This is a genomic window from Candidatus Tenderia electrophaga, from assembly GCA_001447805.1.
Lineage (GTDB): Bacteria > Pseudomonadota > Gammaproteobacteria > Tenderiales > Tenderiaceae > Tenderia > Tenderia electrophaga.
In genome coordinates this window covers 12,709-25,620 of the sequence record CP013100.1, presented here as the reverse complement: position 1 = coordinate 25,620, position 12,912 = coordinate 12,709, and the positions used below count along the sequence as shown (strand labels likewise).

The window sequence follows — 12,912 nt, the reverse complement described above, 5'->3', positions numbered from 1 at the left end:
TTGCCTATGGTTGGGCTGAATCACGAGAAATGGCTAGAAATCGCTTGGCTCTCGCACGTCCGGAAGCAACAGTAAAAAGCGGCATGATAGTAAAAGCCCCGCGCGTGTTTCGCTATGGTAGCCCGTTCATTCTTAACTAAAAGGGTTACCAGATGAACCGAAAGATTTCGATGAAATACTACCAATACCACGCCGAGCCTTTGCCCACCCTAGAAGAACTCGAACTTGCTCACCCGGGCTGTGGCCAATTTAAAGCAAAGAAATATTTTGGCTCTGGCGATGCAATCCTCGTCTGCGAGAAGTGCGGCGTGAACCTCAGACTATTACTGGACGCCCAGCAACAATTGATCATAAACGCCTTCGTTCCCGAGACGTACCCGGAGATAGAGGCCAGAGAATTTTTCGAGAAGACATTCGACGACCCACTTACTGTCATCTGGAGCATTAAGTCGTTCGAGCAATAGCATGGCTCAAGCCCGCGACACCGCCCGCCCGGCCCCGGTGCATCGGCGCCGGGAGAAGCTTTGCCAGTTGAGACCAAGGGCGGCGGCTGACGGCCCGGGACCAACTAGGGGGCCGGGCAGGTGGGCGGGGGAGGCGGATGGGCGAGCGTGAGCGAGCATATAACTTCGTACATGGATCCTTAGTGATAATAACAGTTGCGCAGCCTCAGCCGCCTATAACTTTAATTGATTTAAAACAGGGCAAACGACCAAAAGTCAGAACTCAGGATATGTTTCTTCATTTACAGAACCCATCATTTGGTGGGAAAAAGTCTCAAGGTAAACCCATTTATATTGCCCTCATCGCCATCCAATTGCTCGTAATGTATGATATATTTTACCTCTATATTAATGAGGATAGCAGTGGTGATTCCAATTGCTAAGCATTCGTTTTTATTATTAGTCGTCCTTTTCAGTGGTGGCTGCGCATCAATACACACACCAGTTCAGATCAATTCGGACAAGCTGCCGGCAAAACAGGGAAACACGCTAGCTGTTGCTTATACCAACACCTATTTTCAACCACGATTTATGGGCATATTTAAGCCTTTTATTGATGGACCCTTAGGCTGGTATGCATTCGGCAATTATGAAGGCAGGAACGATCGACGCCTCGAGAGCAATGAATATGAAAAACTGCTTGGTGCTTTTGATGTCAGCCAACATTTCATTAAGGAATTGAGACAAGGCACGAAGTCAAGCACGTTACTAAGCTTAGTCTTTAACGACAATGCTGATATAACAGTCAAATCCGTTGAATACGTTAAATGTTCCGATGCGGGCAGTTGCACTGCTATTGCAGAGGCTTTACCGAGCGACAGCCCAACCATTGCAGTAATGAAGATGGCATATGGTATTGGAATGCGCCAAGGAAAAGAACAGTTTGGATTTGTCAAATCATATCGACCGTTTATTAGGGTCATGGGGATCGCGCGACGAGCAGATAACCACCAGGTCATCTGGCGCGATACAGTGATTGTATTTGGAGAGAAGGCCTATCGCGGTAGTGAGGCGAACGCTGACCAGATTCCTAGAGAAGAGCTAATCGATGCATTTAAGGGCATATCAACTGACGCGGTTAAACTGATAGTAAGAAGTTTGAACGGAGAAAAACTCGAAAAAATGCCCGTGCTCGATGATCTAGCGTCTTCAGATCAAGAGTTTTAGTTCGAACTGAAAAACCTCAGGAAGCCTATTTTATCGGGTTTTAACTTCTAATTAGTCGTGCTTACGCCAATTCTGATTTCATTTTATGCTGAGGCTTCTAACGGAATCAGCCAAAGCCTTGTATACATTCCGACATTACTGTCCTCAGCATAAAGAGGTACGTCTATCAGCACGATCAGCGTGCATTATTAAAGTCTTAATCCTTGCCGCAGCATGACAAAAGCCGACTAAGGCAACGTTATTGACCTTTTATGTTATTCGCCGGATCGTGTCGAAATCCGTTAGCTTGCCATTAAAGGGCTCGTAGCAACCAGCCGAGCTGGGCGAGTGCGAGGCGGTGGCGGGAACGGAGGGGCCAGACGGGAAGTGAAGGCACTGAGGGCATTGCGCAGGTGGCGAAGGCGTATCTGGGCCGTAGCCGCCGGAGCATTGCCCGGCGGGTGGGGCTGGCACCGCCCTAGCCCGGCGCGGCGCTTGCCTGGGGTTGCAAGGGGCGTGACGGGCGGTCGGGGACTAATGCTGCCGGGAAACCTCAATCCATCTCTACCCAAGCAAGCATTTCCGTCGCGTAGCCTTTGTCCGGATTCGCGATCCCACGATGACCCAGTTCGCGCTGCAACATGGGCTCAATATATTCATGAAGCAGCGCGGCCCGCTCGTCAGGCTGAAATTGGGGCCTTCCGGTCGGGGCCTTGAAGCAATCGCGGTATTGCTTCTCGATGTTCGGAACACGCTTGCCCGTTCGCTCGACAGCAATGGGAACCAGATGGGAACCAGCATCCTGCCGGGCTCCGAAGGAATGCACCAACCAGATGCTAAGCGCGACCGGCTGCTCGATACCAACCGAAGCCGCAGCGCCTAACGACGACGGTTCCGCTGACCGCCATCGGTTCAGAAGCCGGTCAACGAGCGGGTGATCAATGCCGATCAGCTCCAACTGCTCTTGCTGCTGCGCGAGATCACGGTCCAGGGTGCAAACCATCGGCGCCGAATTCGCATCCTCGGTGATTTCGAAGCGAAGCTCGTCGATTGTTCTAAAGCTTCCCCCACTGTATTCCACGGCCGATCGCACGAATTCCATGATCCGCGCTTTGCTCTCATCAATGTTCGCCAGCGGCTTGTAGTCTTCGAGACTGAATCGATCCAGGTCCTGAAACAGCTCGAAGACCACCTTGCGCGCCTCCCTGGCATTGCTCATCGCCGCTTCCAGTTCCTGGCGCGTGCGCTTCAGTTCGGGATCGGACAGCGCCTCCCGGTAAAGCTGGTCATAGCTCAGGCGATCGGTAAGCTGCCCAAGAATCTGACCGCGCAAATCCTCGGCAACATTGCCTTGTTCATCCACCTTGCCCAGGGTGCGTGCAATCTCTTGTAGCTTGTCGGTCAGCATGAGGAAAATGCGACCCTCGATGGTGTCAGAGAGCACCAGGTTATAGACCTGAGCGGTATCCTTCTGTCCGTAGCGATGGATGCGCCCGATGCGCTGCTCGACATCCATTGGATTCCAGGGCAGATCAAAATTGAACAGCACCCGGCTGAATTGCAGATTGATCCCCTCTCGGCCCGCTGCGGTACAGATCAACACTCGCGGACCGTCGGGCTTGCGAAAGCGTCTTTCTGCGGCCAGTTTCGTGCCGTGGTCTCCGCCACGCAGCACCACCACGCCTTGCCCTGGATAAGCGGCGTCGATCTCCCTGCCCAACAGCTCCACTGTCGCCAAGTAGGTCGCAAATATGACCACCTTTTCGCCCGGATTCTGTTCCCACAAGGCGCCAAGCCCGCGCAGCAGCTTGTCGACCTTTGTCTCCCGTTCCTGCGGGCACACCTTGAGCAAATCGGCAATGCGAAGCCGTTCCTCCGGCAACGACAGCTCCACCGCCGTCGTCGCGGCCTCCTCGCCTTCCGCGGTCACCTCTTCCGCGGACTCGGATGAGGCCACCGCCGCCAGGCGATCCTCATCGAGCTTGCGAATCAAGCGGAGCTTGAGGTCAGCGAGAACACGATCCACCTCACCACGGCCTACGGCATCATCAGCCAGGCTGGTGTTTTGATGGATCAACTGACGCGCTTCCTCCATCAGCGCCTGGTGGCCGTCGATGTCGAGTGCATCATCCTTCAGGATGGCCTCGTGAATGGTCAGCGCCAACTGGCGGCGCAGCAAGGTGCTGCGAACCGCCGCGAAACTGGAAGCCGCAATCTTCTGGAAGATGGTCATCACAAAGCCGAGGGCTCGGCCCTGGTTGCCCTGCTGCTTGGCGAGATCGAAACCGTCGATCAGGTATTCGCGCAGCTTGGCGTAAAAGGCCTTCTCGGCGGCACTCATGGTGAAGGATTCGGTGTGGACCCAGCGTCGGGCGAATAGCGGCGAACCGTCCGCCGTGCAGGCATCGGCCTTGGTGCGCCGATAGACCACCTCGTTGAGGCGGTGGCGCTCGGCCACCATCTCCTCGGGACTCCTGAACAGCGTGGGGTTGAGCAACTGGATCAGCATCCAGAAGCGGAAATGATCGCCCTGGTGTGGCGTGGCGGAGAGCAGGATCAGATCCCGCGCGTGGTCGCGCAGGGCTTCAGCCAGTTTGTAGTTCTCGGTCTTTCGCACCTTACGGCCGTTCCGGTATGCCGACAGGTGGTGGGCCTCGTCGAACACCACCAGGTCCCACGGCGGCGCCTCCTTCAATCGGTTGATCCGCGCTCGCCGCTTTAAGGTGTCCACACTGGCAATCAGGCGATTGTGCTTGGCAAAGGCATTGCTGCGACGGTCGGTCACATCGCCTTCCGCGCCGAACACCTCGAAATCCAGGTTGAAGACCTCGTTCAGCTCCCGATGCCAGTTGTTGACCAGCCCTGCCGGCACCACCATCAAGGCCCGCTCCAGTTCACCGCGACTGGCCAGCTCGCGCAGAATCAGGGCGGTTTCGATGGTCTTGCCGAGGCCCACCTCGTCAGCCACCAGAAAGCGCCGGGGCGCAGCCGTTGCCACCTGGTGCGTCAAGACCACCTGGTGCGGCAGCAGGTCGATGCGTGCCGATGTCAGTGCCGCTGCATTCTCCATCAGCGGCAGCGCATGCGCCTCCACATGCAGCCAGGCATCACGCAGGCGCTGCGAACCGCCCTCCACATGGGCAATGATCTGTTCGGCCCGACTGGTAACAGGACGCAGCGATTCACCGAAGACCTGCCGCTCACCACTCGGGAAGAACGCCCGCACATAACCGTTGGCGGTGAGCTGAACCACCACCCCTTCGCCAAACTCAGCGTGCAGGACCCGCTGGCCCGGTTGGTAGCTGGGCTCGGTCATCGATCGCACCTCCCTAGCTGATCCGCGGGTGGTGCAAGCCCGCCCAGTGCTTGCCGTCGTAATCGGCATGCGGGTCGTCCGTATTGAGCAGGCGCTCGGCCTCATTCTCGGCGCCGGAGAACAGCAGGCGACCGATGGGTAATCCTTCCGTTCCCGAATGTCGGTGGCGCCAGTAATAGGCCTCGCTGGCCCCTTTCATGCTGATGCGATTGCGACCGCTCGGCATCCAGAAAATCAAACCGGCCTGCCCCTGATAAAAGTCCTGGAACGACAGCAAGGCCTCTTTCAGGTCGGTTTCCAGCCAGCCCCTGGCATCCTCGCCAGCCAGCACATCCAGGCAGCCTTCCAGCCCCGCCACCACCAGGGCGTCGCCGTCCGCGGCAGGCAGATCATCCGGCCAGTCATCGGTCATGGCGAAGAACTGACGCAGTGACACCACCTCGTCAGGGGCGTTCAGACCGGCGAGAATGTCGGCGTCCCACAGCAGCGCGATACCGCGACGCGGCCAGCCTTGATTGAAGCGTGTCTTGACCATCAGTCCTCCTCCTCGCCCATGCGTTCAAACAGGCTGAGCTGCTTCACCTTGTCCTGATTGCGCGACGCCCAGGACTGATAGAGCGATGCGGCGGTGGTGGCCGCATTGCGGGTAGGCGAATCAGCGCCGCGGGTCTTGAACCAGGTCAGGATCGCACCCAGGGCCGGGTGGGGCTTGAAATTGTCGTTGTTCAGGGTCTCGCTGGCGTTGATGCCGCTGCCCTCGAAACAGGCGCCGATCAGGAACATGGCCTGCTCGTAATCGCTCTGCATCCCCCGTCGATGCCGGCCAACCCAGCTCTGGGCCAGCTCCAGCGGCGAGGTGAGATGAAAGATCTTCTTCTCCTCGTACACCCAACCCCGGCTGGCAAAATCCGACGGCCCGATGCCCGTCCCGCGTAGGAATTTCTGCAACTGGTCTCGCGGCAGTTGATTGATGCCATCGAACAGGCGCAGCAACATGCGCGTGAAAGGTTCGGCGTTATGGGGCGGCGGTTCCTTGATGCCGCCAGCCTCCTCGTCCAGCAACTGGTTGATGCCCAGCAAGGCCTCCAGCACCGTCATCGATGTGTCCTGGTCCTTGTAGACCTGGCCATAGTGGCGGGAGAAATACTCCAGCGCCTTGCCACGACGAATCACCTGTACATCGGCTTCCGGCAGCCCTTCCTCCTGGTGGTGCTCCAGCAGGTCTTGCAGATCACGCACATCGCGCAGTACCTGCCGCCGCAGCTTGGCCCAGGAAATGGGCTTGGGGTCCTCGATGCGCTTTCGGCAGACATGAATGATGTCGTATTCGATCTTGCGGGAGCCGAACTCGCCCGCGCCCTTGGTTTCATCGCTGCGGATGGGATAGGTGGCCTCCAGGTAGAAACCGGCATCGAACAGCGATTCGAGCACGGACACCCAGGGTGCATCTTCACTGTGGTGGAAGGTAAAGCTCAGCAGCCCGCCCGGCTTGAGAATCCGTCCCGCCTCGCGCCAACATTCGGTGAGCAGGCGCTGATAGAAGCGATCCGCGTTCTCCAGGCCCGTTTCTTCGTCCCGCCCCGGATGCCGAGCACGATTCGCTACCGCCTCCAGCGTTTTGGGTGTGTACTCCGGGCCGAAATATTCAGGGTAACGATCTTTCAGCGCCAAGCGCAGCCAGACATAGAAGAAATCGGAAAGCTCGGAATAATGCAGCAAGCCGCCGAAGGGTGGGTCGGTCACAACCAAGTCGTGACTCCCCGAGCTCAGCATGCTGAGGTCGGTTGAGGAAGCGCAGAACACCTCGGCATCTTGTATCGGATCGCCACACTCGACTTTTTCACTATTGCCGGCAACAAATTCAGACAGACTCTCGTTGTGCGTGGAAAGCCGCTCGTTGTGCACAAGCTCCCAAGGGTTAATACGCCAGTTGTGAGCTTTGTGAAGCACCTCTACTGTGGAAGACCACGGGCCGTATCCCATTGGAGGGAAAACGCCAACCTCAACAACATTGTTCTTGGGGTGAAAATTGCTATTGGAAAGAGCCGGCGCCAACTTGTCTAACTTCTTATGCCAGAACGAAAACATGTTTTGGTTGCGTAGGAAGTTCTGAAAGGCGCCCAGCACAAAGTCTCGGACTGGATCTGAATGCTCCCCGCCAATATTGATCGCCTTCAGGAGCTGGCATAGAACCAACAACTGCCGGGGATTGAACATCTTCCACCAATGGGTAAACCCGTGGTTCGGGATGCCGCCATTGAGCTTGTGGGTCATGAAACCGAAGGGCAGTTCACTACGCGGCCAATAGTCCTCCAAGTCTGAATCCTTGCGTGCCTCCCATTCCTTGCAGGCTGAATCGAAAGCGGAAGGATCGCTCCCATCGATAAAGAAGCGCCCACCGTAGGTCTGTCCTTCCTCATAACAGTGTGGGCAGTAACCCTGATGGCCGTAGATGGCTACCGGCCCCGTTTTCCCGGAAGCCTTGACCGTTCGAAGGACATCCTGAACCGTGCCGCAGGCGCCGCAGGCGTAATTGCTGCGCTTGGGAACCGTGCCCCCTTCGTTGCCGGTCAGAATGACAGTGCCGGTATCCGGACAGGTGATGGATTCGGGCAGCTTGCCGCGCACCTCGATCAGCTTGCAGGTCTGCGCCCTGGCCTGGTTCCAGCGCACGGTCGCGTCTATCGGGTCTTCAACGCTGCCACCGTAGGGGTGCCCCTGCTCGTCCCGGGAGGCCTCGCCCTCCAGCCACTGGGGATGCACCAGCAGTGACAGCTCCACCTTCTTGCGCTTGCCCTTACCCAGCTTGCCGAATGTCTCGGTCTTGCCACAGCAGGGGCAGTCGGCACTCTCCGGCTCGCCGCTGTATTGGTTGAGCCTGGCGACGGCGAAAGGGCGTTCCGTCTCCGCCACCACCAGCGAAACCGCCGGCGCCATGCGCGCATCCCGTTCTTCCAGATCGTACTGTTCACCGCAATGGGAGCAGGTGCGAGACCAGGTCTTCACCGAAAGGGTTTTCACCGCCATGACGGGGCTGGTCATGATCGGGGTACGGTGACCGCACCCTGTCACCTGGCAGGGGCCGTGCTTGGCCCAGAAGCTGTAGATGATTTCCGGGCCGTGGTAGCGGTAGTCCTTGCGCTCCTGCGGCGACAATGTCAGGGGATCGAAGTCCTCGCCCATGGTCTCGCCGGTGCTGATGCGGGTCCACTGCCCCTTGTGGCCGCGCGGGCATTCGCAGGCGTAGAAGGGCATGATCTGGGGTTTGACTTCGGCCTCGATCTCCGCCAGCAAAGCTTCGACCTCGGCTTTATCCACTTGGGCCAACTCATTTTTGACCACGAACCACGCCACCGGGTTGAGCTCGTTGCCCACCATCTGCATGCCAAGGCGGGAACCTTCCACGACGGTGGTGCCACCGCCCATGAAGATGTCGGCGACCTTCAATTGCTTGAAGGCGCCTTTTCTCTGGTGGTTGCCGTAATAGCAGTCCCAGACCAGCTTGGCGGCTTCGGCCGGGTCATCCGGCGCCTTGATGGCGGAGGCCAGCAACATGGAGCGAAACACGCTGCTACGGCGACGTGCCCACCACTTGGACATCTGGTAGATGGGCTTGCCGGCGTTCCCCTCTATGGCCGCGATCTGATTGATCGGGATAATCGGGAAATCCACCTCGATGCAGGTCGCCGGCCGGTCGGGATCAGAGAAGTCGACGGTCTCACACTCCCAGGTCTTGCCGGCGCCGACCGCCTTGGCCACTTCCTCGGCCAGCCAATCCGCCTTGTTCATGCCTCTGGCTTTCCAAGGCTTGTCGTCCGACATACTATTTCTTCCTGCTGAGTTCGATAAACGGCACGGCGACCTCCAGCACACTCAAGCCGCCGTGGGTGAGAGTTGGATAACCGCCCTGGCTCTTCCATTTGCGCCGGCCGTTGACATAGAGATGCCGCCCATGCGCGCTTTCGATGGCCAGGTCAATCGGCGGCACCCAGGCGCCGGCCGGATCATTGCCGGGAATGGCCCGGCCGCTTTTGTAGCGCCCTTTGAGATAGTCCGACTGCTCGGCATTGCTGTCGATGAACTGCCCACTGGCGGCATAGCCATGGTCAGCCGTAATGATGAGACGGCGCCCGGTGGCCAGCCGCTCGACCAATGACCAGAAGGCGTCACCGCTGAGGTGTTCCTCTACTTCCTCGGTCAGCGTTTGCAGTCCCTTGCCTGGGTCGTCGTGATCGTGCAGGCGATGATCCGGCCAGTGGTGCCAGAACACCCAGTCCGGTTCGGAGCCGATCAGCGCCGCGCAGTCTGCCCAGGCGATGTCCACCGACTCCGCGCGGGCACCGGGGAAGGCATGGCTGCCCCCCGCCCCGTTATTGCCAAGGGCGGAGCGCTGGCCAAAACCCAGGGCCTTGGCGAAAGGCGTGGTATCCGCGGGCAGCTCGGCCCCGGTGGGGCGGGCCTGATGCACGATAAATCCTCGCTCCTCCGCTTGGTGCAAAATCCAGGGCGCCTCGCGCATTGAGAGGGCATCCAGAATCAGGACTGCTCTACCGGGTGCCTGGTTGGCCCACCAGCCAGCCAGCTCCTGTGAGGTGCGTGGGACGACTTCCTCGAAGTGTGACCACAAATCCCAACCCGCTGTAGCCAGATAGAGATCCACATCCGCCAGGCTGCGGTCACGCTTCAGCACCTCCGCGACGGCTTGTCCCGGCGCAAGGCTTTGCGAGCAGACTTCCCAGGCATGTTCAAATACGGCGGCCCAGGCATCGTTCGGCTCGGCACTCTGCAGCGTCTGCACCATTTGGAGCGGCAAGGTCATTGCGGGTCCTCCTTCTCCAGGTCCAGCGCGTAAGTCATGCCATCCGGCAATTTGCGGATCAGTTCCTGGAGTTGTGCCCCGGTCAACTGATCCACCCGGAGCGTCAGCCCGCGCAGCTGCGTGCCGGTGCCGATGCCCCATTGCTCGACCTTGCCCAGAAGATTCAACGACGATGTTGTCGACGCAGATAGAGGCGTAAAAGCCCCACCACCGCCAAAGATACCTCCAGGGGTCGGCTGACCGGGCGCTCCTGGCTCACCAGGCGTGCCCGGCTGTGGTGGCTCAGCGACAACGCCAGGACCGCCTCCCGGTTGAATCACCCCACCGGGACCGGGAGGCGCCGGCTGGACAGCACCTGGTTGGGTTACCCCACCGGTGGCCGGCACGTTCTGCGGAAGCAGCACATGGGTTTCTTCCAGGTGCTTGCCCGTGCCGAGCTTGCCGCGCATCCGCTTGAACGCAGCTTCCTCGTCCTCACCGTCGTGGGCCTGGAGATACTCCATGCCGCGCAGGTTGATCGCGATTTCACCACGAGCGCACAGGCGAACGATGCGTTCCTTGACGAGCGTTTCGCCAAGCCAGGGAATGCAGTCCTCGCCGCCCGGGCGGGGCTCTCGCAGCTCCCGGAGCAGTTTGCTGATGGGTTCGTTGTTCGGTGCTGCCGCCAGGATGAACGCATCGAAGTCTTCAGGTATGAAGAGGTTCTCTCGGATGCTCTTGTCGATGGCATCAGGAATCCGGGCGCCTTCGGCCTTGTGGCTCTCGATGGCAAAGCGACAGTTCTGCGGCTTCTGGAAATTCCAGTTCGAAATGATGGCGAAGCGATCAAATCGCGACTTGAGAATATCGCGCAACTCCTTCTGGTATTTGGTCTGCAGCCGGCCGTACTCCGGATTCTCCTTCTTCCAGCGCTCGGCCAGATAGACACAGCGAGCCAACACTAGAAGGTCACGGTCCAGAAACAGATGGCTGGATCCGTCTCTGGGCAGAAGAAAACGAACCACATTGCGGTTGGTTTGCAGGTTATCCCGCAGCCATTCACCCAGTGCCGCCTCTGTATTGGCCGGTGATTCAGGCAGGACAACAACCGGAATACGGTTACTCCAGTTCGCTGGCGCCTCACTGTCGTCCAGCTTTTCCCATGGGTTATTCTTCCACGCCTGGGGCAAAACGATGACCCGGTAGGGCAGCTCCACGTCCCCGCCACCCTCCAGGACATAGCGTGTTTCCTTCGCAAGGTGCCAGCGGTCCTCGTCATCCTGAAACAGCTTGTCATTGCGCGCGCTGGCAATAAGCTTGGCCTGGGGGTTTTCTTCTTCTCTGAAAATGAATCGGTTACCGTCTTCGTGGATGTTAAAGCTGTTTTCCACGATGGTGGTCAGTTCGACTTGAAAGGCATTGTCATCCACCGGCTGGTCGCGGGTCACATCGACATGAAGTGTGTCTCGGTCAGCGCCAGCCTGATTGACCTCTGCCAGTGAGCGTAGCCATAAGGCCCCGATGATCTCTTCAAGGTGGGGAAGCTTGTGGCCGCTTCCGGCGATGGCGTCGCTGACCGCTTCGAGATTGCGTAGCGCCTTTTCACGCAGCTTGGCGTGATGCTGGTTGGCCACCGAGTCGAGCAGTGCCGTAATCCCGCTGTGTTCATCATCAAGGCGGAAATCCGCGGCCGTCAGGATCGGCTGCTTATCCCCATTGTACTTGAACAGGTCCGCGAGAATTCGGATCAGGTCGCGCGTACCCTGCGCACTGGTGGCGATCAACACCTGATCTTCCAGCAGGTCCATGAGGTGAGGTGCATACGGCCAGGCCTCAATGAATTCCCCGCGAATCCTCTCCTGCTCCGCAGGGGCAATATTTTTGAGACGGAAGTACTCGTTGACGTGGGTTTCAACCAACGACTGAATGGCCGTGGCGTCCACCTGAATCCGATTTTCGAACAAGCGGTGCAGCAACAGCCGCAAGCGATCGGTCTTGGCCGAAGGGCCTTTGAAATCGACGATGACGGGATTCACTCGTTGAATTTGCTGGAACGCATCGGTATTGCCGTTCCTTACGGAAACCACCAGCACCAGGTACTCCGGGTACTCCATGGCAATCTCGGAAAGCACCTGAATGAAGTTGAAGGCCCAGGTGCGCCATGGATACTGTTTCGTGTTGGTCAAGCCGTCATACCAGGTCTGGAATTCATCCAGAATCAGCGCCGTTGGCGTGTGCTTGAACAGTTCCAGTAGTATCTCATCGCTTGGCACATCGGGTTTCTTGTCGCCGAGCGCCTCCCATTTTCCGCGACAGTAATTACCGTTCGGGTGGTTATCGAAGACAAGATCCCATAAGAACTTGTAGCGCTGCCGGTGCAGGCTTTCACTGATGACGTGCATGCCCCCACGCAGTGGAATCTGGCCGATCTTGGCATCACCCAGGGTGTGCGACCAGTTATTCAGCCAATCCTTCGTCGCAGAAGGATCGGTAAACGCATGGTAGAGAACCCCCATCAAATGGGATTTGCCCTGCCCCCTTTCGCCTTTGAGCGTGACGGGGCGACCCTGATCAGGGCCAGCGGCTTCAATGGCCTTCAGCAGATCGTGGGATGGGTAGGTGATGCGCAGAAAATCGGACGCCGAGACCTGCGTGGCGCCTGTGTTGTTCTTGTTTGTCAGCTCAATGGCTGTGCCTTTAAGACGGCGGCCCTTGAATTCGTCGCGCAGGCTTAATCCAAGCATGAAAGTCTCCGGAAGTGTTCTGTTACACCCACGATGGCGCTCACCCCTTCTTGCCCCCATCGCTCCTGGTGGCAGCGCGTGTCGGAACTGCTATGCCGTGATGTTCGCAGTATTCAAGAATGAGCACTTCCACCATATTGGCGATCGATCGGTGTTCACGATTAGCAGCCTCACGCAATGCCTCTTTCAGACCCGGCTCGATGCGGAAGCTCAGTGTGGTAGTCTTGCCGGTAGCCATTTTCTCCTCCCGCCCGCGAGGATGTAGGATGTATTGAGTATGTACTGTGTTTGAATTACGCAGAATGATACGGGAATCCGAGGTGGCTGGGTAGTCTTAGTGTCTACTAAGGCGGACGTGGACAGTGGCGCATGGAGCGCCTGGGTATCCGAACCATTGATCGTTGC

Annotated in this window: 8 protein-coding genes; 2 read left to right on the top strand and 6 right to left on the bottom strand. The window is 58.2% G+C overall.

What is annotated here, in order from left to right:
- Positions 1 to 152: 152 nt before the first annotated feature.
- Together Tel_16870 and Tel_16865 are read left to right on the top strand one after the other, a co-directional pair.
- Complete coding sequence (locus tag Tel_16870) at positions 153 to 464, top strand: hypothetical protein (GenBank protein ALP54928.1); 312 nt, start codon at positions 153 to 155, stop codon at positions 462 to 464.
- Positions 465 to 1,034: 570 nt separating this feature from the next.
- Positions 1,035 to 1,670, top strand: coding sequence for a hypothetical protein (locus Tel_16865; protein ALP54927.1), 636 nt, complete (start codon positions 1,035 to 1,037; stop codon positions 1,668 to 1,670).
- Positions 1,671 to 2,202: 532 nt separating this feature from the next.
- Here Tel_16865 and Tel_16860 read toward each other — a convergent pair.
- From Tel_16860 to Tel_16835, 6 genes are read right to left on the bottom strand one after another with little or no spacing between them, the layout of a single operon-like run.
- Entirely contained in the window at positions 2,203 to 4,965 is a 2,763-nt protein-coding gene (locus Tel_16860) for a helicase (GenBank protein ID ALP54926.1), read from the bottom strand.
- A 13-nt stretch (positions 4,966 to 4,978) separates the two neighbouring features.
- Complete coding sequence (locus Tel_16855; GenBank protein ID ALP54925.1) at positions 4,979 to 5,500, bottom strand: hypothetical protein; 522 nt, start codon at positions 5,498 to 5,500, stop codon at positions 4,979 to 4,981.
- Entirely contained in the window at positions 5,500 to 8,754 is a 3,255-nt protein-coding gene (locus tag Tel_16850) for a hypothetical protein (protein ID ALP54996.1), read from the bottom strand. The genes Tel_16855 and Tel_16850 overlap by 1 nt, the downstream gene beginning before the upstream one ends.
- A 34-nt stretch (positions 8,755 to 8,788) precedes the next feature.
- A complete protein-coding gene (locus tag Tel_16845; protein ALP54924.1) occupies positions 8,789 to 9,784 on the bottom strand; it encodes a hypothetical protein in 996 nt (331 codons plus the stop codon).
- Entirely contained in the window at positions 9,781 to 12,507 is a 2,727-nt protein-coding gene (locus tag Tel_16840) for a hypothetical protein (protein ID ALP54923.1), read from the bottom strand. Before Tel_16840 ends, Tel_16845 begins: the two co-directional genes overlap by 4 nt.
- A 40-nt stretch (positions 12,508 to 12,547) precedes the next feature.
- A complete protein-coding gene (locus tag Tel_16835) occupies positions 12,548 to 12,745 on the bottom strand; it encodes a hypothetical protein (GenBank protein ID ALP54922.1) in 198 nt (65 codons plus the stop codon).
- Between the last annotated feature and the right edge of the window lie 167 nt (positions 12,746 to 12,912).

What these genes read in the sequence shown, in the direction of transcription:
- Tel_16855 (ALP54925.1), bottom strand. Translation starts at nt 5,500, where the DNA reads ATGGTCAAGACACGCTTCAATCAAGGCTGGCCGCGTCGCGGTATCGCG.
- Tel_16865 (ALP54927.1), top strand. Translation starts at nt 1,035, where the DNA reads ATGGGCATATTTAAGCCTTTTATTGATGGACCCTTAGGCTGGTATGCA.
- Tel_16860 (ALP54926.1), bottom strand. Translation starts at nt 4,965, where the DNA reads ATGACCGAGCCCAGCTACCAACCGGGCCAGCGGGTCCTGCACGCTGAG.
- Tel_16870 (ALP54928.1), top strand. Translation starts at nt 153, where the DNA reads ATGAACCGAAAGATTTCGATGAAATACTACCAATACCACGCCGAGCCT.
- Tel_16850 (ALP54996.1), bottom strand. Translation starts at nt 8,754, where the DNA reads ATGAACAAGGCGGATTGGCTGGCCGAGGAAGTGGCCAAGGCGGTCGGC.
- Tel_16835 (ALP54922.1), bottom strand. Translation starts at nt 12,745, where the DNA reads ATGGCTACCGGCAAGACTACCACACTGAGCTTCCGCATCGAGCCGGGT.
- Tel_16845 (ALP54924.1), bottom strand. Translation starts at nt 9,784, where the DNA reads ATGACCTTGCCGCTCCAAATGGTGCAGACGCTGCAGAGTGCCGAGCCG.
- Tel_16840 (ALP54923.1), bottom strand. Translation starts at nt 12,507, where the DNA reads ATGCTTGGATTAAGCCTGCGCGACGAATTCAAGGGCCGCCGTCTTAAA.